Source organism: Sporosarcina sp. FSL K6-1540, from assembly GCF_038620285.1.
In the GTDB taxonomy this organism is placed as follows: domain Bacteria; phylum Bacillota; class Bacilli; order Bacillales_A; family Planococcaceae; genus Sporosarcina; species Sporosarcina psychrophila.
Window position 1 is genome coordinate 1,203,524 of record NZ_CP152018.1, and the last position, 26,473, is coordinate 1,229,996.

20 protein-coding genes and 1 tRNA gene are annotated in these 26,473 nt (G+C 41.5%); 5 read left to right on the forward strand and 16 right to left on the reverse strand.

The window, feature by feature from the left end; genetic code table 11:
• Nucleotides 1-21 precede the first annotated feature (21 nt).
• The 7 genes from MKY15_RS05320 to MKY15_RS05350 form a co-directional block, all read right to left on the reverse strand.
• Complete coding sequence (locus MKY15_RS05320) at nt 22-1,332, reverse strand: DUF4179 domain-containing protein (RefSeq protein ID WP_342539204.1); 1,311 nt, start codon at nt 1,330-1,332, stop codon at nt 22-24.
• Nucleotides 1,325-1,843, reverse strand: a complete 519-nt coding sequence (locus MKY15_RS05325) for a sigma-70 family RNA polymerase sigma factor (protein WP_067213322.1) — start codon at nt 1,841-1,843, stop codon at nt 1,325-1,327. Before MKY15_RS05325 ends, MKY15_RS05320 begins: the two co-directional genes overlap by 8 nt.
• A gap of 149 nt (nt 1,844-1,992) precedes the next feature.
• Nucleotides 1,993-2,721, reverse strand: coding sequence for an amino acid ABC transporter ATP-binding protein (locus tag MKY15_RS05330; protein WP_067213323.1), 729 nt, complete (start codon nt 2,719-2,721; stop codon nt 1,993-1,995).
• 30 nt (nt 2,722-2,751) lie between these two features.
• On the reverse strand, nt 2,752-3,417 hold the full coding sequence (locus MKY15_RS05335) for an amino acid ABC transporter permease (RefSeq protein WP_187046037.1): 666 nt from the start codon (nt 3,415-3,417) through the stop codon (nt 2,752-2,754).
• Nucleotides 3,418-3,448: 31 nt separating this feature from the next.
• The gene (locus MKY15_RS05340) at nt 3,449-4,267 is read right to left on the reverse strand and encodes a transporter substrate-binding domain-containing protein (protein WP_082786746.1); all 819 of its coding nucleotides are present in this window, start codon (nt 4,265-4,267) and stop codon (nt 3,449-3,451) included.
• 415 nt (nt 4,268-4,682) lie between these two features.
• Nucleotides 4,683-6,698 carry a Na+/H+ antiporter gene (locus MKY15_RS05345; protein WP_187046038.1) on the reverse strand — a complete coding sequence of 672 codons (2,016 nt, stop codon included), beginning with the start codon at nt 6,696-6,698 and terminating at the stop codon, nt 4,683-4,685.
• A 383-nt stretch (nt 6,699-7,081) separates the two neighbouring features.
• Nucleotides 7,082-7,154 (reverse strand) — tRNA-Ala (locus MKY15_RS05350).
• A gap of 68 nt (nt 7,155-7,222) precedes the next feature.
• Between MKY15_RS05350 and MKY15_RS05355 the strand changes: the two genes are divergently transcribed.
• Together MKY15_RS05355 and MKY15_RS05360 are read left to right on the forward strand one after the other, a co-directional pair.
• Nucleotides 7,223-8,242 carry a DUF2804 domain-containing protein gene (locus tag MKY15_RS05355; RefSeq protein WP_067213330.1) on the forward strand — a complete coding sequence of 340 codons (1,020 nt, stop codon included), beginning with the start codon at nt 7,223-7,225 and terminating at the stop codon, nt 8,240-8,242.
• 288 nt (nt 8,243-8,530) lie between these two features.
• Nucleotides 8,531-9,001: a YusW family protein gene (locus tag MKY15_RS05360; RefSeq protein ID WP_067213334.1), complete on the forward strand. Its 471-nt coding sequence runs from the start codon at nt 8,531-8,533 to the stop codon at nt 8,999-9,001.
• A 294-nt stretch (nt 9,002-9,295) separates the two neighbouring features.
• On the opposite strand, the gene MKY15_RS05365 is transcribed toward MKY15_RS05360, so the two are convergent.
• The 3 genes from MKY15_RS05365 to MKY15_RS05375 all read right to left on the reverse strand — a co-directional run bounded on the left by MKY15_RS05365 (nt 9,296) and on the right by MKY15_RS05375 (nt 14,127).
• Nucleotides 9,296-11,125, reverse strand: a complete 1,830-nt coding sequence (locus tag MKY15_RS05365; protein WP_342539205.1) for an ABC transporter ATP-binding protein — start codon at nt 11,123-11,125, stop codon at nt 9,296-9,298.
• Complete coding sequence (locus MKY15_RS05370) at nt 11,106-12,848, reverse strand: ABC transporter ATP-binding protein (RefSeq protein WP_067213339.1); 1,743 nt, start codon at nt 12,846-12,848, stop codon at nt 11,106-11,108. Before MKY15_RS05370 ends, MKY15_RS05365 begins: the two co-directional genes overlap by 20 nt.
• Nucleotides 12,849-13,227: 379 nt before the next feature.
• A complete protein-coding gene (locus MKY15_RS05375) occupies nt 13,228-14,127 on the reverse strand; it encodes a DMT family transporter (RefSeq protein ID WP_187046057.1) in 900 nt (299 codons plus the stop codon).
• 136 nt (nt 14,128-14,263) lie between these two features.
• On the opposite strand from MKY15_RS05375, the gene MKY15_RS05380 reads away from it, so the two are divergent.
• Nucleotides 14,264-15,925, forward strand: a complete 1,662-nt coding sequence (locus tag MKY15_RS05380) for an EAL domain-containing protein (protein ID WP_067213351.1) — start codon at nt 14,264-14,266, stop codon at nt 15,923-15,925.
• A 39-nt stretch (nt 15,926-15,964) separates the two neighbouring features.
• On the opposite strand, the gene MKY15_RS05385 is transcribed toward MKY15_RS05380, so the two are convergent.
• The 3 genes from MKY15_RS05385 to MKY15_RS05395 all read right to left on the reverse strand — a co-directional run bounded on the left by MKY15_RS05385 (nt 15,965) and on the right by MKY15_RS05395 (nt 19,589).
• Complete coding sequence (locus tag MKY15_RS05385; RefSeq protein ID WP_067213354.1) at nt 15,965-16,420, reverse strand: threonine/serine exporter family protein; 456 nt, start codon at nt 16,418-16,420, stop codon at nt 15,965-15,967.
• Between the two features lie 20 nt (nt 16,421-16,440).
• Nucleotides 16,441-17,187: a threonine/serine exporter family protein gene (locus MKY15_RS05390; RefSeq protein ID WP_067213355.1), complete on the reverse strand. Its 747-nt coding sequence runs from the start codon at nt 17,185-17,187 to the stop codon at nt 16,441-16,443.
• Between the two features lie 251 nt (nt 17,188-17,438).
• Complete coding sequence (locus MKY15_RS05395) at nt 17,439-19,589, reverse strand: beta-propeller domain-containing protein (RefSeq protein ID WP_342539207.1); 2,151 nt, start codon at nt 19,587-19,589, stop codon at nt 17,439-17,441.
• A 181-nt stretch (nt 19,590-19,770) separates the two neighbouring features.
• Between MKY15_RS05395 and MKY15_RS05400 the strand changes: the two genes are divergently transcribed.
• Nucleotides 19,771-21,084 (forward strand): short-chain fatty acid transporter, encoded by a 1,314-nt coding sequence (locus tag MKY15_RS05400; RefSeq protein ID WP_342539208.1) that lies wholly within the window; start codon nt 19,771-19,773, stop codon nt 21,082-21,084.
• A gap of 266 nt (nt 21,085-21,350) precedes the next feature.
• Here MKY15_RS05400 and MKY15_RS05405 read toward each other — a convergent pair whose 3' ends face one another.
• Nucleotides 21,351-22,544, reverse strand: a complete 1,194-nt coding sequence (locus MKY15_RS05405; protein ID WP_342539209.1) for a GTP-binding protein — start codon at nt 22,542-22,544, stop codon at nt 21,351-21,353.
• 318 nt (nt 22,545-22,862) lie between these two features.
• On the opposite strand from MKY15_RS05405, the gene MKY15_RS05410 reads away from it, so the two are divergent.
• Entirely contained in the window at nt 22,863-24,272 is a 1,410-nt protein-coding gene (locus MKY15_RS05410) for a DASS family sodium-coupled anion symporter (RefSeq protein WP_342539712.1), read from the forward strand.
• Nucleotides 24,273-24,316: 44 nt separating this feature from the next.
• Here the strand turns inward: MKY15_RS05410 and MKY15_RS05415 are convergent, their stop codons facing one another.
• Both MKY15_RS05415 and MKY15_RS05420 read right to left on the reverse strand, forming a co-directional pair.
• The gene (locus MKY15_RS05415; protein ID WP_342539210.1) at nt 24,317-25,618 is read right to left on the reverse strand and encodes a glycosyltransferase; all 1,302 of its coding nucleotides are present in this window, start codon (nt 25,616-25,618) and stop codon (nt 24,317-24,319) included.
• Complete coding sequence (locus tag MKY15_RS05420) at nt 25,615-26,397, reverse strand: hypothetical protein (RefSeq protein ID WP_342539211.1); 783 nt, start codon at nt 26,395-26,397, stop codon at nt 25,615-25,617. Before MKY15_RS05420 ends, MKY15_RS05415 begins: the two co-directional genes overlap by 4 nt.
• Nucleotides 26,398-26,473 lie beyond the last annotated feature (76 nt).

Sequence of the window (26,473 nt, forward strand, 5' to 3'; positions counted from 1 at the left end):
CCTTTATTTCATCTAAAAAGTTCATTTAAGCTCCACGGAAATATCTCCATTGATGTAGTTCGGATACGCTTGAAAGTATACTTTTAATAGACTTTCATTATAATTCTTTGTGAAATTGATCGATGAATATTGATATTCTTCATCTCTCCAACTACTTGAACTATTAGACTCAACCTTTTGCCCATCCCCATTTTCAGCTGTAAAAAACAAGAAGTAGCCAAATTCTTCTGCTAGCGGGAATCTTGCTTCTATCGTGTTCTGAGTCATTTTTGTCATTTCAATTTTCCCATCAGAAGGTTGCATGATGACCTCCTGTTTTTGAAGATCAACAAGAAGATAGGACTCGTCTTTCGGCAATGCCTGCATCTTATTAAATTTAAAATATAGCTTATTAGGTTGTTCAAAGTAATTGCTCTGCAAATAGAAAGTTTGCTCATTGTCACTAAAACCAAGTCCAGTCGTACCATTTTGAATGCTACTCCACACTTCCCCTTTTTCATCTTCAATCCGCATATCCATAAAGTTCAATATCTTCATGGAGTTCGGTTCATCAAAAAACACTTTCACTTCCACACGTAATGGATAGATTGTAATCTCTTGAATCGTCATTTTTTGACCTTCAACTTCGACCACTTTGTCGAGCGCAAAAACTTTTCCTTTCTTCACTTCTTTCGGCAGCGTAAAAGGAAGGGAAAAAGCCGTTTCCTTTTCATTATCCAATTGAAGTTCCAGTACAAAGTCCTGCGTATCAAAGGATTGTTTTGCTAAGAATAATACTTCTATTATGTCTTCTTTTCTATTTTCATGCCGTTGATTTGGATTATTGTATGATACTGTGCCAGGTGGAACTACCTTGCCATTATGATAAAGTTCGATTTTTTTATAATCGAGTACTTCGATGGAATAAGGCGCTTCAAGTGTATAAGTAATGACGATTCCACTTTCATCCAGTATGACGCCGTTGATGGTAAGCGTTAAACCATCCTTCATCTGACTGGCATGGACAGTCTGATAATAATCGTTGTCCATAATCGCCTGTAACCCTTTGTCGTATTGAATGTATTCTACAAGTTTTCCCATTCCAGGAATCGAAGCGATCGCATTCGCAAAGGCCGGTGACACCCGGATGGACGTTATGAATGCGAGTAAAAATACTGCAGCGATAGCAACCGTCCAAAGTGATTTTCGACGTTTTTGGCGTTTCGCCCGCCACTCTGAATTGGCAATTAAGAATCCACTCTGAATCGCGTCATTCAACTGCTCATTTGGAATTGGAAATTCTTCTAATTTCGACCTAACTTCCCGCAATTGCTTTTCTTCGTTTTCAAACATGGTCCACATCCCCTTTTTCAGAAAGAAAACTTCGTAATGTCCGCAATGTTTTATGAAGCCTAGACTTGACGGTCCCTTCAGGAATACTTTCAATTACGGCAATATCCTTAATCTTGATATCTTGAAAATACATGAGGTGAATTAATCGTTGCTCGACCTCTGATAATGTTGCAATTGCCTCCTCAATTTCAAGATATGTATAATCCATTTCACTTCCAAATTCATCTAATTTATCGCTTTGAACATTTTGTTTTTTCTTCCTCAACTGATCCTGACAATAGTTCATCATAATCCGTATTAGCCACGTTTTTACATACCTCGGTTCTTTCATAGTGTGAATTTTTTTATACGCGCGAACCGTCACTTCCTGTAGCGCTTCAACGGAGTCATGCTCATTTTTCAAGAAAGCAATAGCCGTTCGATAAAGCGGTTCTTTATATAGATGGATGATTTCCAAAAATGCTTGCTCATCGCGTTTAATCGCTCGTTTAGCAAGGTCAACTTCATTCACAATGCCACCCCATTTCCACCGTTCCTACTCATTAGACACACAAAGATGGAAAAAGTTCATTTATATTAAAAAAAGCGCCAAACTTATGCAAGTTAATTGCATGAGTTTGACGCCTTTTAACTATCCAATAAAGTTGAAGCACAAAAAAATTAGTGGTTCAGTACTTTGGATAAGAAATTCTTCGCGCGTTCGGAGTCTGGGTTCGTAAAGAATTTTGATGGTGGAGCCTTTTCTACAATTTTCCCCTCCGCCATAAAGACAATTTCGTCGCAAATTTCTTTGGCGAAGCCCATTTCATGTGTAACGACGACCATCGTCATGCCATCGTGTGCCAATTTACGAATCGCATCAAGCACTTCTGTCACCATTTCCGGATCGAGTGCGGATGTCGGTTCGTCGAATAGCATTACTTGTGGATCCATGGCGAGCGACCGTGCAATAGCTACACGTTGCTGTTGTCCACCAGAAAGCCGACCAGGATATGCATCGAATTTGTCGCCAAGGCCTAAAGAGATAAGCAATTCTTTCCCTTTCTTGTCCGCTGCCTCTTTATTCATCCCTTTTACCTTCAAGAGTGCTATTGTCACGTTTTGAAGCGCTGTCAAAAATGGATACAAGTTGAAATTCTGAAATACAAATCCGATATTAATGCGCGCTTTGTTAATATTCGTTTTTTTATCGTGAATAGAAACGCCATCCACAATGATTTCGCCATTATCAATAGGTTCTAGCGCATTCAATGTCCGAATGAGCGTTGATTTCCCGGCACCACTCGGTCCAATAAGTGCGATTACATTGGATTTCGGTACTTCAAGTGATATATCCGTTAGTACTTGATGAGCACCAAAGGATTTATTAACATTTTTAATGGTAATCATAAAAAACACTCCTTCATAACAAGCTTACACTCAGTTCTCGCGCGATAAAAGTCGTTTCTCAAAATATCGTATAATCATCGACATACTGAACGTCATAATTAAATAAACTATCGCGACAAATGTCCATACTTCTAGCGAGCGGAACGATGTTGCGACAAGATTTTTTGCATTCAACGTTAAATCCGTCGCTGCAATAACAGACACAAGAGAAGAGTCTTTAACTAAAATGATAAACTGTGATGCCAAAGGAGGTAACACTCGTCGAAACGCTTGTGGTAAAACGATATATCGCATTGCATTCGTGTGGGACATGCCTGATGAACGCGCAGCCTCCATTTGTCCTTTTGGTACTGCTTGAATTCCCGAACGAACAATTTCTGCGATAAACGCCCCCGAAAAAATAGCAAGGCCTAAAATGGCAGACCAATAAGATCCAAGTCTAACGAATTGACCAAGTACAAAAAATATCCAAAATAGAAGAACAAGTAATGGTACACCGCGCATCACTTCCACATAGATAGAGGAAATAAGTCGAAAGAATTTGTTTCTTGAAATACGTCCTAGTCCAAAAATGATTCCTATGGGTATAGCAATCAGAAGCGCTATCGCTGAAATTTCCAACGTTTTCAACGCTCCATCAATAAATATATCCATATTGTTTGTTATAATACTCCAGTCATAATTATAGCCGCCCATTTAATTTCCCCCTCTGAAATTGAAGAAGTGGTTATTCTTCTACGACTTCATTCAACCAATCGCTTGTTTCAAACCACTTATTTCTTGAAGCCAATTCAGCTGGGCTATCAATATAGTTCGCTAAAAATGAGTTAAGCCACAAAATTGTTTCAATGTCATTTTTCTTTACTGCAATTCCTAAATTTTCTGAAGAAATTAGGCCTTCGACAGCTCTGACTTGATCGCCATTGCGAAGTTTCCATACAGCGATGGCAGGTTCGTCATAAAGAACAGCATCTGCTTGCCCTTGCGCCATTGCTGTTGCAGCAGATGGGAATTCTTCAAAATCCATTATTTCAGCATTTTTGAAAAGATCTTTCGCTAAGAGTGCCCCAGTTGTTCCAATACCAACTGCAATTTTTTTCCCTTTCACATCAAGTTCTTCCCAAGACTTCGTCGAAGTATCTTTGGCAGGAACCATAAGTGCTTGGCCAGTTTTATAATATGGGTTGGAAAAACTGACAACAAGTGCTCGGTCTCCTCGGATTGTCATACCTGCAAGAATCATGTCGATTTCTCCCGTTTGAAGTGCCGGAACAAGCCCGTCAAATGTGAATTGTTTATACTCCACATCTACTTTTAACCATTCACCAATAGCATTTGCAGTATCAACGTCATAGCCTACAAAATCACCATTTGGATCTTTCATGTCAAACGGGAAGTACCCTGGCGACATCCCAATTACTAGCTTCTTGTTTTTCGCCACGTTTTGCAGAGTCGAGTTTTCTGTAGTGACGCCCCCAGCATCTTTACTACACCCTGCAACAAGTAGAACTGCAATCATTAATGTCGCTGTTAACCACTTTTTCATTGTTTTTCATCCCCCTTTAGTATTATGTAAATAACATTCACCCATTCTGATGAATTATGTAAAGTATAAAGTAACGCTATTAATCTGTCTACAAGAATAATTAAATTATTCTAACCATTTATATACAATAAATTAATGTATTTGTTAAAATATGCAAGACTACAAGCTTTATCTGTAAGGGACTAAGTTATATAGCACTACTCTATTAATTAATACTTATATTAATGTATATTTACTCCTTTAATTCAACAAAAAGCGTTCGGATAAACCGAACGCTTTCGTAATCCTATGAAGTGTAGTGATATATGAACCCCTGACCTTCATACTAATAGCGTGAAGTTCAGCTTATGAACGCTCTTCAATAATCCCCTGAAGTAATATCCGGATATTCTGAACGACCACTCTTCGGCTAACATTATTCGACATATTCGTATAAAACTACACTTTCCATATAGTTTACAAAACGTCGAAGCTCTTTTGCTTCTACCGTGCTGATTGCACCGTCCTTGAACATTTCTGAAATCTCTTTTCTCTGCACTTCAATAGCATTCAAACATAGAATCTCCTTTTGTTCGTCTAAAATGGATTGATCCATCTCTACTTTATGGGGCAATTCCTTTTTATTCAGAAGGCGTTTATAATAATAAATCATATTGTGTAGAACTTCTGGTTGTTCACTAATAGAAGCTCGTTCTTCCAAACCCGCTAGTACTTTCTCAAACGTAAATATTTGCACCGCATCTTCCATTTCCTGAACCTGCTCTAATTCTCGGTCACTTAAGCGCCCGCGTTTCCAATCTCTCAGTACTTGATAGAACCGCTGACGGATAAAGTGATTCGCACCGCTTGTTGCCGCCTTTTCACGAATCGAAACCGACTTTTCGATACTTTTTAACGTAACCATCTTCACTTGGTGCACACTCATATATTCCTCCGTATATTGACGCTCCAACATTAAAGAATGCAATCTTTCCATCTTCAGCTGCTCGTTATATTCTCGTAGCTCTTCTTCGTTTTTATTTTTCGACCGCAACATATGCAACATGAGTGTATAGTCGTTTAATAATTCATAGACAATCGAAGCATTCTCTTCTGTTTTTTCCGAATTGATTTTCTGAATAGCTCCCATGATCATACGCTGCTTTTCATTCGTTAAATCTGAACTGGTCGTATGCGTGCTCGCTTCCCCCTTACTTAGGATAGGTAGAAATATTGTTGCCATAATAAGTGTCAATAGAATAACGCCTGCCGCCAAAAAGATAATAAGTGAACGCTCTGGGAACAAATCGTTCGTTGATGTAAAAAATGGAATCGATAGCACACCGACCATTGTAATCGTTCCACGGACACCTACCAAACTCGTAATTAGACTTGTTTTCAGAGATGGTTTTTCTGTCACATTTTTCAAAATGTAATAATCGAAATGATTAATGGTGTGCGACCACAAAAATCGTATACCGAGTACGACGAAACCTAATGCAAGAACATACCCTAACAACAGCCAATTACTCATCTGTTCATTTTCCAGTAATGAACGCATTGCAGATGGGAGTGTTAAACCTAACAGTAAGAAAATTAAACCGTTTAATACAAATGCGATAATTGACCACAGGTTATCCGTCAACACTTGCTCCTGCGCTCTAAAGTTTTCTGTACGCTCTCTTACAAGCGCATGGATAATCCCCGCTGCTACAACCGCTATAACACCTGATGCATGGAACATTTCCTCTGCTATAAAGAAAATAATAAATGGCGTTAAAACTTGTAATAGCGAATGGAATACTACGTCGACAAATCCCCCTCTACGTAGAACGTAGCGAAGCAAATTAATCGAAAGTCCAAGCCCGATACCAAGCAATGCCCCAACGATAAACATATATAAGAAGTCTCCTGTAGCCTTTTGAACTGAAAAATAACCGGTTACCACCGCTAAAACAGCATAATTAAATGCAACAAGTCCTGAAGCATCATTGATTAAAGATTCCCCACGCACTAAATTCATAATATGAGTTGGAATTTGAATACGTTTCGCAATGCCATTTACAGCAACTGGATCCGTCGGTGATAGAATTGCTGCGAGCGCAAATGCAGCTGCTAAAGGAATTGCTGGAATCATCCAATGGACAAATATTCCACCAAGTATCGTAGTTAGAAGTACTAAAATAATAGCATTCCCAAAAATTGACGCACGCATTTTCCATAATTCCTCTCGCGGAAAATGAGCGCCTTCATTGTATAAAAGTGGTGCTATAAACAGTAGAAGAAACCATTCTGTCTCCACTTCAATTGTAAAATCTTTAACAGCTAATGCAAAAATAAGCCCCACAATAATTTGGATTAATGCAGTTGGTAATAGTGTCACGTAATTCCCAATAACGTTTGTAACAAGCAATAAGACTAGCAACATTAAGATAATCGTTAATAATTCCATCCGTTTTTCTCCTCTTCACTTTTTCTGTTCCAATAATCAAGAACAAAGTGATTATTTCGTCCAAAACGCGCCGAAAATGTACAAGTGTAGGCTGTATGCTTTTCTTACAGGTAGCTCATGTAAGAAAGTGGATAATCAACAGACGTGGTTCAATATATAAAGTTAGCAAATATGATATAATCGTGCGTTTATTTTTATTTTATCATGAATTTTAAAAATACTGTTAGCTCCTAACCTCGTTCTCTCAGAACAAGATTTGGAGCTAACAGTATTTATCGTTGGATTAATTATGTATGGATTCCCATTTTACTACTCGCAGCACGAAAGACTATTTTCGAACAAAAAAAGGGCCCAGTTATACTGGACACCCTTCTAAACCTATATGGAGCATAGGGGGCTCGAACCCCTGACCTTCACACTGCCAGCGTGACACTCTCCCAGCTGAGCTAATGCCCCGTATCTTTGATACAATAAGAAGTATAGCAAGATGATTTGAAAAAGACAATAGGCAGGGGGAAGTCTATATGCAGCATGCAGAAAGAGAAATTACCGAACCCGTTGCGTTATGTGACAACAAAGGGTTATTGAATCCAGAAGCAATCGGCTTCGCACGTCAGCCTTTCATCCAGAGCAATCTCAAGAACCACTTCATGCGGAAGAAGAAGTGGAATTATTGGTGTGTGTACGGGGAAGATTTGTTATTTTCCGCAACGATTAGCCATCTTGATTATGCAGCTGTCTGCTTTGTCTATATTTTAAATTATGAAACGCAGCGATTTTATGAAAAGCAAATAACGATTCCAATTGGGCGCAATGTGAAGATGCCTGAAAACGTGTTGGATGGCGTTAAATTCGTGAATGATAATCTAACTGTCCAGATCATACATATTCAAGGCGAAACCCATCTGTCCGTGACAATCCCAGACTTTGATAATGAAGTACTACATGCAGATTTCCATATTGGTCATCCAATTAACGATGAATCATTGAATGTTGTTATACCTAGGAGCAGGGACGTTTTCCAGTTCACAGCTAAGCATCATTCATTACCAACATCCGGGTTCGTTAAAATCGGGGACAAACGGTACGATTTCAATCCAGATTATAGTTTTGCTGTTCTCGATTACGGCAGAGGAATCTGGCCGCGAAAAGCAGAATGGAACTGGGCGATGGCATCTCAGCGTCTTGGTGGTCGTCGCATTGGACTTAATTTCGGTGGTAAATGGACGGATGGGACAGGCATGACTGAAAACGCGGTGTTTGTTGATGGTTTGATGACTAAAATTCATGAGGATGTTCTATTTACATATGATAATAAAAACTTCATGATGCCTTGGAAAATTCGAACGAAGTTTTCAGATACAGTCAACATAACATTTACACCTTTTTTTGAACGTGTTTCCATGACGAATGTCCGGTTAGTACGCACGGAGGTCCATCAAGTTGTCGGTTACTTCAACGGAACAGTACGCTTACATGACGGCTCCACCCTACAAATCCGCAACATGCTTGGCACTTCGGAAGAACATATCGCGAAATGGTAACTAACACAATTATATTCGCACATTATACATTACTTTTACTAGCCGGCTTAAATGCCGGTTTTTTTATACGATAAAAAAGTAAAATTGTATTTCACCTGGAGCAGTGGGTAGGGATTGAACTACATCCCCACTCTCTGCAACAGGGAAACACTAATTTAAACTACCTTCCTTTAGTTTAACGCCCTCCAGCGCTTACGCTTTTCTTATTTGTACAAGTATTTTGTTTAGAAAGTGGATTTTAAGGCAAAATAATAGATAAGACAATGAATCCGAAAGGCAGTGAGTATTTTGAGAAAATTGAATGCTGTAGGTACAATCGTAATTACAGGTGCATTGCTGATGGGCGGATGCGGCAACTTCGGGAAAAATGCCGATAAGCCAAACCGTGAAGAAGCAATTATTATTAATGAAGATGAGAAAGCTGGCGGATCCATCGAAACCGGTAATGGATTCGGTTTTTCGTCATTCGATCTTGAAATCGATGTCGATGGTAAAGATGCAATTGATGCTGATTACGATGTGACCGAAAAAGCAGATGCAGATTATGAAAATAAACTGAAGAATATCAAACTAAAAGATAATAAAGCTATGGATGAGCTTAGTAAAATGTTTATAGAAATTCGTATCACAAAAGATACACCCCAACAAGAAGTGATTGATAAGATTCTCCAATGGTATGGTTTGGATACTTACTCAAAGTTTGACCTTGATGTTGATTTTGACGATGGTACGTTGCTCGATATTGAAGACGTAAAATAATAAAAATAAGGCTACAAGGATTTAATGTCCTTGTAGCCTTTTATTGTGCCGCTTCCGCTTTTCTAGACTGTCCAGACTACAGCGCCTAGCTCGCTGTGGAAAAGATGAAAGACCCATAAGACAAAGGGCGGCTTCCGGGTCTTTCCCTTTTTCCTTCACGAGCTACACAGGCGCTTGCGCTTTTCTATACTGTCCAGACTACAGCGGCCAAACGCTCGGGTCATAAGTCGTTCCAGATATGCGGCAAAGTACGCCGCTCCGCCGGCACGCCTTATGCAGGCCGCTTGCGCTTTTCTATACTTTCGATTCTAGCAACATGTTGTAAAATACACCTTGTTGTTCAATCAATTCTTCTTGGCTTCCGGATTCTATCAGTTTCCCTTGCTCCATGACATAAACGGTATCGGCTTTCCGTACGGTATTCAGTCTATGCGCAATAACAAAACTAGTTCTGCCTTCCATAAGGCGATCGAGTGCTTCTTGGATTTCTAGCTCTGTAACTGTATCGATACTACTTGTGGCTTCATCAAGAAGGAGTAGTACTGGATCTGCAACGAGTGCTCTTGCAATTGACAGCAACTGCTTCTGCCCTTGTGAGATCTCGCCGCCATCTGCCGTCAATATAGTCTCATAGCCATCTTCCAGCCGACTAATGAAACTATGCGCATTGGCCTGTTTTGCCGCCTGCATGACTTCTTCATCTGTCGCATCAAGTTTTCCATAACGAATATTTTCAAGGACTGTTGCTTCGAAAAGAAATGGATCTTGCAAAACAAATGCCATTTGGCTACGAAGCGTTTTCCGTGGCAACTTGCTAATTGGGATACCGTCGATATAGATTACTCCTTTACCAACTTCATAGAACCTAGCAAGCAACTGCATAATCGTGGTCTTCCCAGCGCCCGTTGCCCCGACAAATGCTGCTGTTTCCCCCTCCTTCACACGAAATGATAAATTGTCAATTGTATAGCCATCGGTTTCGACTGCATAACCAAAGGAAACATCTCGGAACTCAACGTCCCCCTTGAGAATCATATCCGTATATTCCGTCGCTTCATCCTTCTCGACTGGTTCATCCATAATCTTAAAGACTCGCTCTGCTCCAGCTATTGCCGATAGCACTGTGTTAAATTGGTTTGCAAGATCATTAAGTGGACGTGTGAACTGCCGTGCAAATTCAGAGAAAATGACGATTGTCCCCACCGTTATAACACCGTCCCCTCTTAACGCAAGCAATCCACCCACCCCTGCAATAACCGCAAAACTCGCGTTGTTCAACAGATTCATTACTTTGGGGATAAAACCTGAGTAGGTCAACGCCCAAAAACCCGTTCGTCGAAGTCGCTCACTCTTCTGCGCAAACTCTTCCATTACACGTTCTTCCTGCGAGAATGCTTTGACAATGCGCTGGCCAGAAATCGTTTCTTCAATCATGCCGTTTAACTCGCCCACTGCTTGCTGCTGTTCTTTAAATAAAGGTCCCGTACGGCGCGTAATCCACCGAATCGCTACGAACATCACTGGAACAATGATCATCGTGAGTAGTGTCAATAACGGGCTTAAGTAAAGCATGACCCCAAGCGTCCCGGTTAGTGTCAAGATGCTCGAAAATACTTGGATGAAAGACGAGTTCAGTGTTTGGCTAACGTTTTCAATATCATTGGTAATTCGGCTCATCAGTTCACCGTGCTGCCGTTTATCAAAAAATGTGACTGGCAGCTTTTGAAGATGAGCAAACAAACTCGTCCGTAAACGAAAAACGGTTTGTTGTGCGACGCCAACCATCCAATAGTTTTGAAAATACATCGCTAGTGATAAGCCTACATAGATAGTGATAAGCCACCCGATACTGCCGCCTAAACCCGCGAACTTCATCGGAATAATATAATGGTCAATAATTTTACCAATCATCAATGGCCCAAGCAGCGCCAGGACTGAACTGACAAAAACAAGCGTGAGCACAGCAATGAGTAGCCCCCGCTGTTCATCGACAAGTTGCCAAATCCGGAAAAGAACTGATTTCCAGTTACTCGCACGTTCTTTTTTCTTCTTCCCAGTACCATTAATATCTTCCTTCGATAGAATCGGCTCGTAGCCGAGCGGTTTACGAATTGCGCGTAACATCGGCTGCCACCTCCTCATCGGATTGGGATTCCGCAATTTTCTGATACAGTGCGGACTGCTCCATCAAGTCGTCATGTGTTCCATAGCCGACGACTTGTCCTTCATCTAAAAGGAGGATTTTATCAGCCCCTTGTGCGGTTCGGATTTTCTGTGTGACAACGAGCATCGTCGCTTCTTCCCCTTCAAGCGCATCCCATAGCGCCGTTTCCGTTTTCACGTCAAGTGCACTTGTGCTGTCATCGAGAATCAAGATAGATGGTTTCCGAACGAGCGCCCTTGCAATGGATAATCGTTGTTTCTGACCACCCGATAAGTTGACGCCTTTCTGTCCGACCCTTGTGCCATACTTTAACGGGAACAGATCAATCGATTCATGGATTTGTGCTTTTTTAGCCGCCTCTTCCAGTTCGTCGACATCCGCCTCCATATCGCCCCACGATAAGTTATCCAAAATCGACCCTGTAAATAAAATCGATTGCTGCGGTACGAGTCCAATCGTATCCCTCAAATCTTTCAACGGCCAATCCTCTACTTCTGTTCCACTAACATAGATCTTCCCTTGTGTTTTTTCAAAAATACGTGGAATAAGATTGAGTAATGTAGATTTTCCAGACCCTGTTGCCCCCATAATGGCGAGCTTTTCTCCCGGTGAAACATGGAATGACACGTTATCTAAAATCGGTTCCAGCTTACCTGGATATATGAACGACACGTTGTCGAATTTCAAATCACCTTCATTGCGTAACAGTCCTGTACTTTCCGAACTATGGAGTTCCAAGTCTTCATTCGCAAGCAGAACTTCTTCCATCCGTTCAGAAGATGCTTTTGCACGCGAGAATGCCACAATGATGAATGAGAACATCGAGAACGCACCTGTCATGCGCATTGCATAGTTAACAATCGCTACTAGTTCCCCCACCTGCGCGCCGCCATCACGCACTTCAATAGCTCCGAACCATAGTACAGCCATCAAACTTGCGTTCATAACAAACAACAGGATTGGCAAGATTAGTTCCATCATCCGCATCGCTTTTACCGTATCTTTTCTTAACAGATCAGATACTTTTGAGAAGCGACTCGCTTCATAAGCCCCACGTAAAAACGCTTTAATAAGTCGTACAGCCTGTAAATTTTCTTGGATAACACGGTTTACTCGGTCAAGCCTGTGCTGGACATGCGAAAAATAACTGACCCCTTTTTTCGCCATGAAATAAAGAAAGATCAGCAGAAACGGAGCCCCAACTACAAGAAATAATGCTAGTTTCACATTGACGAAAAAAGCCATAATTAAACTTCCAATTACGAGTAATGGTGCACGCATCATAATCCGAAGTCCCATAAATAGGACGTTTTGAGCCATCGTGACGTCACTCGTCAACCGTGTGATGAGTCCCGATGTCGGGAACCGAAGAAATGTCGCCATGGTAAACGCTTGTACTTGACGAAACAATGCCTGTCGTAGATCAAATCCAAAACTTTGCGCCGCATGTGCAGCAAAGAATGAATTAATGACCCCCGAAAAAAAAGCCACAAACGCCAGCGCCATCATCACGCTTCCCCACGTCCAAATAACAGCCTCATTTCCAGCCATAATGCCATCGTCGATAATTTTAGCGATGAGCAACGGCTGAATTAGCTCTACAGATAATTCCAGTAACATAAGAAATAACGCAATAACGATTGGCCATTTATATGGCCAGGCATATGAAAAAACTGTTTTCATCTTTTTGACCCCCAAAAACTCTTTCGTTTCACGAATTACTTCTCGATAGAACTTATTATGACACAGCGACCCAATTGTGTATAGCCAATTCGACTGAATTGTAGGTTATCTTAAAATTGATCTCCTCATAAGTATGATTAACAGTTTTTCAAAGGTCCTTGCTTCAATCTAAGCAGGGAATTCTCCTTAATAACTGTAATTGCAACCTGGACACCCTAACTGCAACTCCAATTTTCTAATTGCAACTTGGATGCTCTAATTGCAACCTTCGAAATCTAATTGCAAACTCGGACAACGAAGAGTCCGCGGTCTTTGCATATATCTAAGAAACCAATAACAATAGACCGGCCCCCCAACGGGAACCGGTCCTTCTACTATTCTATGTTTTTGCCCTACTACCCGCAACCGACAGCCAAGTCACCCCGATAAGCATAATTATCGCCCCTGTCAATTGCCACATGCCAAGTACCTGACCGAACCAGATAACGGAAATAACCATTGCTGTCAGCGGTTCAAAGCTCGACAATATGCTTACTTCCACTGGTGATATGTATTTCATGCTACTCATGAATAAAATAAAGGCAACGGTTCCTACGATAATGACGAGGAGGAGCATGCCCGCTATAGTCCAATCTGCTAAATAGTCCAAGTGGGTCACAACTGTCAATGGATTCAAAACGAAAAGCGTTATCCCCCCTATAATCATCCCCCAGCCAATGGATAGCAAAACCCCCCATTCCTGCATCAGCCGGACGGGATATAACGTGTAAAACGAGAAGGCAAAACCAAGCGCAAGTCCCCAAAAAACAGCAACTTTACTCATTGCAAAACCAGCAAACGATCCGTCAGTCAATAGGAGGAGTAATCCTACTAATGTCACGAACATTCCAAGCACCTGCACGATCGGTGGCCAGGTCTTTTGTGACGCTGTTACAAATATGATAATAAAAATCGGTGCCAAGAACTGAAATAATGTCGCAATTACTGCATTACTCGTATTAATGGACGCGGCAAATGTGTATTGGACCCCGAGCATGCCAAATACTCCGAAAAGAAGAAGTTGGCGTGCCCATACTTTTTGTCTCCATGGAAGAGTGATGCGCTTCCCCTGCATCTTCAGCATAGCTAGTAAAAATGAGCCTGCGAGTAGGAGGCGAACTGTCAGCATGAAGGAAACTGACATCTCACTGTGTAGCAACATCCATTCCATCATAGGACCCGTTGCCCCCCAAAGTACCGCACCTGAAACAATTAGGGCAATGCCTTTTAATCTATCCATGTCTTTCCACCTCCTAATTTGACTATTAAACTGCTAATATGGCTAATTAATTAATGATTTATCACTTTCATGATGTACAGACACGAGAACTTCCCTATAATAGTAGTATCATCCATATCCGGAAGGGGACATTTATATGAAGCCAGATTATGGACAATTCGTGCCGGAACTGCCGGACATAATGAATAGTCTTGAACAATTTTATATGGTAACCCGAGCAAATAGTGAAGGTTCAATTATTTACGCAAACAAAAACTTTTTGGAAACAAGTAAATGGACACCAAGGCGGGTGCTCGGAATAACTTTGTGGCAAATGTTCCCGGAAACTGTTGAAGGTCAAAGTCAGGCACATGCCATCTGGAAAAGTATAACGGCCGGGAAAACATGGTTCGGTATGATTGAAAAAATAACACGTTTGGGTAAGCCATATTTCGTGAATATGATTGCTATTCCCAGCATGCCGTCACATGATAAACCGTTTTCCGTTACTTTTCTTGAATTGGATATCACTGAAGACGTACAGTTACGGGACCAGCTACAACAAATTGCATTCATTGACTACGAGACCGGGCTAATGAGTCGTTATAAACTTGAAACGACCGTGACAGAAATTATTGAAGAGGCAAAAAGTTTCTCATTTGTCTTCATAACCATTGATCACTATTATACATTGAAAGACCTTCAATCATCCGAGTCAAAGATAGAACTTATTAAATCATTTTCAAATAGACTTAAGCGATACTTCCAAGATAATCCAATAGCCAGAGTCGGTGCAAATGAATTTATCGTTCTTACCGCCTTCGGTGATTGGTATGTGCGAGGCTTTCTACTATTCCTTGAACAGCAACCGATTTATATCAATAATATTGCCATTCCGTTATCCATTAGCGGTGGCGTCGTCCGCTATCCTGAAGACCAAAAAACCTATAACCATCTTATGAAAGCCGCATTGGCCGCTACAAAAGATGTTATCAATAATGGTGGCGGTAAGATTTCTTCACTTTCAGCAGCTTCACATAAAGTGCTAAATCGGCGGGCAATTATCGACCAAAAAATGTTATCTGCCCTAAATCACCAAAGTTTTAAAGTAGTCTACCAACCACAATTCGATCTTGCGTCTGGAGAAGTGACACTTTACGAAGCCCTCGTTCGGTGGGAGGATGAAGATCTTGGCACTATTACGCCTGACGAGCTTATCCCAATCGCGGAAGAGAACGGTCTCATTCACGATATTGGAGCTTTCGTACTTGAGGAAGCTGCGACCCTCGCCGCACGGTGGAATGAACAAGGCCGTCATGTAGATATTTCAGTAAACACTTCCGTTCGCGAGTTCAGTAATGCACAAATGAAAAACAAAGTGATAGACATCCTTAATAAGACGAAGTGCCCCCCAAGTTGCATTCAATTTGAAATAACTGAGAAATTCGCTTTTCAAGCTGAAGAGGAAAACTCAATCGTCCTTCAGATGAAAGAACTTCAAGACGCCGGGGTCGAGTTCGCACTAGATGATTTCGGTACTGGTTATGCATCATTCAGGTATATGCAGCATCTACCGATTACGAAAGTAAAAATTGATAAGGTATTTATTGACTCCTTGACGACACAGCCAAAAACGCAGAAACTCGTCGAAGGGATGATACGTTTCTGCAAATCGATGGGATTATACATCATTGCAGAAGGCGTTGAAACAAAGGAGCAGTACAAGCTTCTCGAAAAAATGGGCGCAGATGCCGTACAAGGTCATTATATCGGCATGCCGATACCCTCTAACGACATCCAATTTAAGGATATAAAATAATATAACGGAGTATCTCTCATAAGGAGAATACTCCGTTTTTCATATTTTTTTCACTCTTTTCCTTCCGATACCGGACCGGAAAATAAGCTGAATAATTACTTCCGCAAAAACTAGTCCCATGGCAATCGCACCCGATACCATAAATGCACCCGATGCAAATGAGATTGCCGTTAAATAATCTTTTTCAACGATATGCCGCATCGCATTATAAGCCATTCCCCCCGGCACGAGCGGAATGATTCCAGCGACACTGAATATGATCATTGGCGTACGAAAACGCTTAGCAAAAATATGGGCAACGAGTGCAACCATGAACGCGCCCAGGAATGAAGCCTGCATAGGATCTCCCGATATTCCATTAAACAGGCTATAAATAAGCCAACCCGTCATCCCTACAAAACCGCAATAAAACAACATTCTACGTGGGGCATTAAATATAATTCCAAACCCTGTTGCAGCAAGGAAACTAAGAATTGCTTGTACAATCCACGTCAAAACTCAAACCCCTTTTCCATTCAGAAAGATAAAACAAGTGCTACGCCAGCTCCGATTGCAAATGCCGTCAGAAATGCTTCCGCCCCTTTTGACAATCCCGACATAAAATGACCCGCCATCAAATCGCGCACTGCATTCGTAATGAGTAAGCCTGGAACGAGCGGCATGACCGATCCAACGATAATTTTATCGAGTTCCAATCCTAGTCCAGTTTGCACCGCTGCAAATCCGATAAGCCCTATAAATAATGAGCCAACGAATTCCGCAAAAAACTTCACCCTTGTCAACTCATGTATTTTTGTCACTATGACGTATCCAACACCTCCCGCAAAGATAGCGGCGGGGACATCTGTCCAAAGACCGCCGTACAAGATTAGAAAGGATCCACTAGCGACAGCTGCTGCGATAATTTGTAGCCAAAGCGGAAACATGACATTTGTTTTTTCGATTTCTTGGAGCTTAGTATACGCTTCTTCAAGTGTATATTCATTTGCAGATAGCTTACGTGAAACGTCATTAACGAGTGCAACTTTTTCAAGGTCCGTCGTCCGGTCCTTTATCCGAATCAGCTTCGTATGATGCGGACTACCTGGTGAAAAAATAATACCTGTCGGCGTAACGAAACTATGAGTGGCTGACAACTGCTGTGTTTCAGCCATTCGTGCCATTGTATCTTCTACACGGTACGTCTCAGCTCCAGCTTCCATCATAAGACGTCCCGCGAGCAGACAACAATCGATTGCTGTCTCTTTGTCCACTATTGACATATTCAATCCTCCTAACTCAAGTGGCATAAATTCCATTGAATAACGCTTCGGCTACCCCTGTAAGGCGCCTGAGCTAGTAAATATACCGTATTCAATACTTCAACATATATGAGAAATATAGCCCAATTCCTCTCCATTAAATAATCTTATCGAAGCTGAAGGCAAATGACAATGAACAAAGCGATTTCCTAACTTTCTTCATAAGAAAAAGATCCGGCGTGAAGTCCGGATCTTTCAACTTTGAATCCTATTCAGTCAATTTGCAAGCTACTGATTGGTGCGTACGTATCAAGCGAGTAATTATTGATTTCCTTCATTGAAACTGTATACAAGATGTCTTTGCTGTACAGCATACGTTGGATTTCTTTCTCCCAATCCCCATATTGCTCTCCGCGGCTTTTCACTTTCAGTAAATCCCCTTTTAGGACGATACCATGTTCCGGAGTAATTTCGTAAACAAGTGCGCCGGAACTTTGAAAGTCAATGTTATGGTCTTTCCCGATTTCATCGTAAATCGATACCGGGAAACCGTATAAATTTCGTCCTTCATGTTGGAACAATGCCTTGTGATCATATTGAATTTGCGAGTATGTTCCACGACCACCAATGATTTCAGTGTCCTTCTCTTTTGGGTTATTGAAATCAGTCACATCAAATAGGGAAACTTTCATACCCATCGTCAAAATAAGTGGCTCTCCCCCTTGTGGATTTTTCTCAGCAACCGTTTCATAACCAAAGCCAATGAGATGGTTTTCGTCAAGCGGATGCAAGTAATTGCTAAAGCCAGGAATCTTCAGCTCGCCAAGCACTTTTGGGGCAGTCGGATCGGCCACATCAATGACAAACAGTGGATCCGTTTCCCGGAATGTTACCATATAAGCCTTATCCCCCATGAATCGTGCAGAGTAGATGCGTTCGCCTTTCGCAAGACCCTCGACGGATCCTGTGGCATTAAGGTTTTCATCCAAAATGAAGAGATGGTTTTTAGATGGTTTTTTATCATCCCACATATTCCCTTCCGTCGTGACGGCACGGAAATAACCATTATGTTCATCCATTGAAAACTGGTTAAGTAAATGCCCTTTCAGTGTGGCTGAATTTTGGAATGTGACAGTTGTCTTGTTCAATGTAAACTTGAATAACTCACTGTTTGCAGTGCCAGGGTTCCAGATCATTTTATTCGATGTGGAGGTGTTCGTTTCGTAAATTGTCGCTGTGAGATATAAATTGTCTTCGGACATGTAAAGCTGCTCACTTCCACCGAGATAGCCTTTTGTCACAACTTTACCTTCTACTAGCGATGAAAGGTCGATGGCTGTAATGACGGAATACGTCGGTTCCATCGCACCCGGTAGAATCGCGATGTCCTTGTAGTCAATCAGTTCGGGATCATCGCCTACTATGGAATCATATACGCGGGGACGAAGCGTGTCTCCGTCGATTTCATTCATGATCCAGAAGTTCGGCTGTACATTCGTTACAAAATACAGCATATCTCCTGTTTTCCGTGCGCCGTTTAGATAGCCTTCCGCTCCGATTTCTCGAATAAGTTTAGGCGTTTTTGGATTCAACACATTATACATTCGAACCGTAGTCATTCCATTCATTGGCCTGCTGATCCTTGCCTCGTTCGTGTCCTCATCGTTGTTGTAAGGTTCATATTTCTCACCAAGGACAATGAGCGTATCGCCGTGGAGAAATAACTGGGACGGATAAAATTCTTCTTCCATTTTAATCTCCGAAGCTTTTCGAATTTTCTTCGGGTCACGGATATCAGTAATGGTGACTTTGTTGTTGCCCATTACAGTATATATATAGTTACCGTCTGTCTTTACGCTATCAGCTTCATCGACTCCTTCTACTTGATTGTTCGTTGTCGAATGATCTGAACTACTACTTTTAGCAGATTCTAATGTTGCAGTATTTGACGTTGCTGAATCTTCTCTTTCTTCTGTTACGGTAGGATTTGATTGTTGTATGGACTTCGCCCGTTCAAAATAGGCTTCCAACTCTTTTACTGATGCGATGGATTCTATCGTTTCGTGGATAGTAAATTTGATTTCATCGATTGGCAACGATTTTAAGACCTTGCCGTTAAACGCATTTTTCTGGACGTGAAGTGTATATGCCCCTGGTGCAAGGCCCTTTACATATAGGGTCTTACCAGCGTTTTCAAGCGTAACTTCGGCAGTTACATGCTTTCCATTTCGATCAGTTATATACAAATCATCTGATCCTATTGCCTCCTTTTTCAACGGCGTGGAGAAGCTTGCGTGCCATCCTTGATTGGAAAGCGCAATATTGGATGCCGTAACAGTCACTTTGTCGATGAAAAACGCGAAAGATATTGCAACTACTGTAATGAATGCCGTAATAAAAAGCCAACTAACCTTTTTTCTCAATTTGACCAACCCTTTCCTTTTGGTTTGTTATACCATTAGACTCTGATAGGGGCGATTTCGTTTCACTAAACTGAAAATTTTTATTAGTTGTCGTTTTTCGTTACATTATGCTAAAAACATATCGATTGAATAGCTGGCGTAGTATAAGCTTATGACGGACAAGAGAAAAGGGGGATGTTTTGTGAAAGTATTAACAAGGTGGTCGAACACACTAATGGAGCGGTATTTACCGGATCCATATATCTTCGTCGCAATTCTGACGTTGGTCGTGTTCTTGCTAGGTCTCGGATTAACTGATTCCGGGCCGCTCGATATGGTTACGCATTGGGGAGATGGTTTCTGGGGGCTTCTCGCATTTACGATGCAAATGGTTATTGTTCTTGTTGCTGGACATGTGTTAGCAAGCAGTCCAGTATTCAAGAAACTATTGAGTACACTGGCAGGTTTCGCGAAAACTCCAGGTTCTGCAATACTTCTAGTTTCAGTTGTATCACTGATTGCTTGTTGGATTAACTGGGGCTTCGGTCTCGTTATCGGTGCACTTTTTGCAAAAGAGATTGCACGCAAAGTCACAACGGTCGACTACCGGCTCTTAATTGCAAGCGCTTACTCAGGTTTTATCATTTGGCACGGTGGACTTGGTGGATCTATTCCACTTTCAATTGCAACAGCAGATCACCCATTTGCAGGAATTATGGGTGTTGTGCCGACGTCAGAAACAATCTTTTCAAGTTATAACATAATTATTGTTGTTGCACTTATTATCTCAGTTCCTATTTTGAACCGCTTTATGATGCCGAAACCAGAAGATACGGTTGTCGTCGACCCGAAGCTACTGGAAGAGCCTATTGAAATTAAAGAAGATACAGATCGTACACCTGCAAGCAAGCTCGAAAACAGTATTACACTTTCTATGCTTATTGGTGCGCTCGGCCTCGTCTATCTGATCCAGCATTTCGCCTTAAAAGGCTTTGATTTAAATTTGAATATTGTCAACCTGATATTCTTCACTCTTGGAATCATTTTTCACGGTACTCCGAGACGATTCCTTGCAGCAGTGGCGAATGCAGTCAAGACTGCGGGTGGTATCATTATTCAATTCCCATTCTATGCGGGGATCATGGGAATGATGGTTGCCTCTGGTCTTGCAGGCGTTATGTCCGAATGGTTCGTCAGCATTTCAAATGAGCACACATTCCCACTCTTCACATTTTACGCGGCGGGACTTGTAAACTTCTTCGTTCCATCGGGCGGAGGACAGTGGGCTGTACAAGCGCCAATCATGTTGGATGCAGCACAAACTCTCGGCGTCAGCTATTCGAAAACAGCAATGGCTATCGCATGGGGCGACGCATGGACAAATATGATCCAGCCGTTCTGGGCATTACCTGCTCTCGCAATCGCTGGACTTCGTGCAAAGGATATTATGGGCTATTGTTTATTTGTCCTGATATTGAGCGGTATCATTATTAGTATCGGATTATTTTTCTTCTAAGCTAATTGAAAAGAGCTATCCCGTAAGTCGATATTTTCCGACTTACAGGATAGCTCTTTCTTGTTTTGTAGTAAAAGCTAGTTGGTTAGCGTTAAAAACTTGCGGACCGATCATATAACCCCACGAACCGATCATAACCTTCGCTCGACCAATCATATAATCTCACGAACCGATCATAACCTTCGCTCGACCGATCATATAACCTCACGGACCAATCATAACCTTCGCTCGACCGATCATATAACCCCATGAACGGATTATTCCCCTTATTCAGCCGCCACGAACTTCGGTAGCGGATCTGCAAATCCTGACCAATTCATTGCCATTTCCTCTTCTGTCAACAAGCAATCATCTAGATCCTCTTCAATCTCTTCTCTGTCCATATCAAGTCCGATGAAAACCAGTTCCGTCTGACGATCACCATGCTTGTCATCCCAACGTTCCAACAATTCCGGGTCGTTGGCGAAAACTAACTTTTGTTGTGCCTTCGGAAGTGCTGCAATCCACTGACCTGCCCCTTGGAATATAATTGAAGAACCAGCCTGCGATAGCAATCCTGCCATATCCGGGCGCGTTGCTAACCAGAAAAAACCTTTCGAACGAACAATTTCTTGTGGGAACCCTGTCAGCCATTCATGCCATCTCTCCGGATGGAATGGACGTCTTCTCCTGTACACAAAAGATGTAATGCCGTATTCATCGGTTTCCGGTACATGTTCCTCGTTTAATTCCTTTATCCACCCCGCCCCTTGACTCGACTTGTCGAAATCAAACAACTGACGGTTCAAAATCTTCACAGGATCCACACGACCGAATTCAATCGGTATGATCTCTGCGTCTGGGTTCACCTTCTTAAGAAAAGCAAAAAATGGCTCTTTATAATCTTCATTAATAAGATCCAATTTATTTACCAATAATATATTAGCGAATTCAAGTTGATCTACCAATAGATCTGCTATATCTCGATGATCGTTTTCATCATCGGTTTGCTTGCGATCGAGCAACGTTTCCCCGCTTTCATAGTCCTTCCAAAAACGGAACGCATCCACAACTGTCACCATACTGTCGAGTAGACATACTTTGGATAAATCGATTCCAACTTCCTCATCAATGTACGTAAACGTTTGTGCCACGGGAATTGGTTCGGAAATACCCGTCGATTCAATGATGATATAGTCAATATTACCTTCAGCCACAAGTTTTTCCACTTCTATCATTAAATCTTCACGTAATGTGCAGCATATACAGCCATTCGACAGTTCAATAAGTTTTTCTTCCGTACGTGAAAAACCGTTGTTTTGTATTAAAGCCGAATCAATATTGATTTCACTCATGTCATTGACGATAACTGCAATTCGTAGTCCTTCGCGATTTGCAAGAAGATGATTTAAAACGGTTGTTTTACCCGCTCCTAAATAACCACTCAACACCGTGACTGGAACTTTTTTTATTTCATTCATAATGGACTGTCCTCTTTTCATAAATCGTAATGATTACGTTTTAAATATTACACAGAGAGATTCAATAATGCAAGTCGAAAATGAAAAAACCCTTACAAAAACTCATATATTTACGTTTTACAGCTTAAGTTCACAAGTTCCATCGAATTGCTTTAGATTATTAAGTCTATTAGTTTCAATGCCTGCGTTTGTTGGGTAACCTAAAAGTGTAGCTATATTTAAATAAGAAAGGGTCGAATACATTTGGAAAGCACAGAAAATATTACTAAGCCAAAACGAAATTTAAAACCGTATTGGATTGCCCTTGCATTCACCGTCATGATTGTCATCATGCTTCTTCCTAATTCTGGCGACTTGCCTGTAATGGGGCAACGTGCACTCGCTATTTTGGCATTTGCCGTCATTCTTTGGATGACGGAAGCAGTGGCATATCCGGTAAGTTCAGCAATGATTATCAGTCTACTTGCGGTTACGCTCGGCCTTGCGCCGGATATGGCAAATCCCGATGTCATGCTAGGCACAAAATCCGCTCTTCAAATGGCCCTTGGCGGATTCTCCAATTCGGCAGTTGCTCTTGTTGCTGCCGCTCTATTTTTAGCCGCAGCAATGCAAGCGACAAATCTTCACAAACGGTTGGCGCTCTATATCCTATCAAAAGTCGGGGTTAAAACAGGGGCTATCGTTTTCGGCGCCATAATTGTATCCATTGTACTTGCGTTCTTCGTACCAAGTGCAACAGCACGTGCGGGCGCAGTTGTTCCGATTCTACTCGGAATGGTTGCAGCGTTCGGACTACCTCATAATAGTCGGCTTGGTGCACTTCTGGTCATCACTGCTGTTCAATCCGTCTCAATCTGGAATATAGGAATCAAAACCGGAGCCGCACAAAATATGGTTGCGCTCGGTTTCATTGAAAAGGAAATGGGTGTATCCGTCTCTTGGGGAGCTTGGTTCTTGTATGCAGCTCCGTGGGCAATCCTTATGTCTATTGCTTTGTATTTCATAATGATTAAGCTGATTAAGCCGGAAACACAGGTTGTCGAAGGCGGGAAAGAATTGATCCAAGGTCAGCTAAAAGAACTTGGTCCGATGAAATCGTCAGAAAAAAGATTAATTGTTGTCGCACTAGCACTGCTGTTCTTCTGGTCAACAGAAGAAGTACTCCACCCGTTTGATACGACGACAGTGACTCTTGTCGCGATTGCGATTCTGCTCGCCCCAAGAATCGGCGTATTTGACTGGAAAACGGTTGAAAAACTTATTCCATGGGGCACGATCATCGTCTTCGCTGTGGGGATTGCACTTGGTACCGTCCTCTTAGATACAGGAGGCGCTCAGTGGCTGTCCAATAGAGTGTTCGGTGCAATGGGTCTTGAAAATATGCCGCTTCTTGCAACGATTGCCTTGCTGTCGTTATTCAACATTCTCATTCACCTCGGATTCGCCAGTGCGACGAGCTTATCATCGGCACTTATCCCGATTTTCATCGCGCTTACCACGACGATTTCCTTGGATGCGAACAGTGTCGGATTTGTCTTGATCCAACAATTCGTTATCAGTTTTGGGTTCCTTCTTCCAGTCAGCGCACCGCAAAACATGCTCGCTTACGGTACCGGTTCATTCACGGTAAAGGATTTCTTGAAATCAGGTATAGCGCTAACGGTTATCGGGTATTTACTCATCCTGCTGTTTAGTGCTACGTATTGGAAATGGATTGGACTTTTATAATATAAAACGAGTTACTTGGACATCGACTGCCCAAGTAACTCGTTTTATTTTGACTTAAATCTCTCTGTTTTGTCCCAGCCAATTGTTTGGCGGTTTTTCTTAGCCTTTATATAAAAGATTAAACTGCGCACGAACAAATAAGAAAATAGCTGTGCGTACGTAAAGTACATAATGACACTGACAAAAATATTAACTGGTGAAAAGGTTCTTTGACTCGCCTGTGCTGCAAATAACTGCGCTGTATACACAATATAGGCAAGATACCAGATGAATAAGAGCGGATAGGTGTATTCGATAAAAAAGACATCAAGGATTCCCAGCACAAACCATATATAGGAAAACACAAGAAAAAACCAAAAAATGACGTAAACAAGCAGCTGATGAATGGAATGGACGAGCAGCTTGCCTTTGAAATAACCTGGTTCTGTTAGTGTTTTTTCTACAATATACAAGTTCCCTTGCAGCCATCTTGTCCGTTGTTTCAAGTAGACGCCAAGCGTTTCAGGCTCTTGCTCCCATGTGATTGACTCTGGGACAATCGGCAAATAATACCCTTTTTGTGTAATACGCAGTGTCAATTCTGCATCTTCCGCAATAGCGTATGGATCGTATCCTCCAAGTTCTTCTATGACCGATCGCTTTACAAGCATGTTCGTGCCAGTAAGTGATCCCGTTTTGAACAATTGCCACCTTCCCGATTGCATAAGCAGTTGAAATACTTGAAACTCAATAGAAATCATTCTTGTAAGCCAAGTTGCTGATTCATTCATCGTTCGTACATATCCAACAGCTCCGCCTACCCGTTCCTGGGTCTCTGCAATTGCGACCAACTTTACAAGCGCGTGCCGTTCCGGTTGATTGTCCGCATCATACACACAATAATATTTGTTATCCGAAATACTTAGACCATAATTAAGTACCCTAGATTTCCCACGTGGCTCACCTGGAGGTACTTTTATATGGTGGACATTTTTAAAGGCATTTGCAAACGCCTCCGCGATTTCGGCTGTATTATCAGATGAGTTATCATTCAATATATAAATTTGCAGAATACCTGGATAATCGATTGCCACCATCGCTTCTATTGTGTCCTTAATAACAACTCCTTCATTGTGAGCTGGGATTAAAATATCTACACCCGGATAATAGTCCAATACTGGGATTTTTTTGTTTGTAAGCCGGCTGTACAACCCAGCAATCGTTAAAACAGAATAATAAAGGAGCAATACTAAAAAAAGTGCTGTAGTAAAAAACAGTAATAATCTAACATTGAATATCACCGCGACTACAAGCAGAGTAAGAAACAGAGAAAAACTCAGAATTAAAACCCAAAGTCGACCTTTCATGTGACCACCGCCGATTCACGCAAGGTCTTATCTCCGTCTATTTTTATTACGGTCCACCTAATCTTCTCGATGGTACCCTCTTCTAGACGTTCTATCATGAGTTTTTCAAGCCGTCCCCTTACAATATCAAGGCCCTCTTCATCAGTATTCTGAACTAGAACTATAAGCGTTGTATTGTCATATTGACCGACAATATCATAGTTTTTCCGAAACGCCGCATACATCATACTTGCTAGGGTATGCATGACTTTTTTCTGAACCGTCCGATTCATATCATTTAAATCTGCTTTTAAATAGAAGCCCGTTTCCTGACGACGGCTCATATTAGATAATAAAAGTATCGCTTGTTTCTCAAATTCATGCTTCGTCATAACACCCTCTTCCAAAATATATTCTTCTAACTGAGCAATGCGGCTTTTCAATAACCTATTTTCCGTACCAATCTGATAGACATATTTTGATAAGCTATAAAGCGAAAATAAATGAATTAAGAAAATGAAATGCAGACCGATTGCCAACGCCTGTTCACCCGGTTGCCAACCTTCTTTAAATGCTAGGAAGAGAATATAGAATACTGTCACAAGCATTAATGTGATATAAAAGAAAAATGCAGCTCTATCCGACACACTGAAGAATAATAATGCTAGAAAACCGAATGCCAAATAGGAATAAAGCGGTACCGCATTGTATGTAATGATCAATATGGCTAGTATCGACAAGAGCCAACTGATTGAGGCAACCGGCAGTTTAATTCGGTCCCAAACTGTTTGATTCCTCAATGAAATCACCTTCTTTCTTATTTTCCTATTCCCTCTTTCAATGGTAAAAAAACCGGTGAAACACTTCTTTTATAGT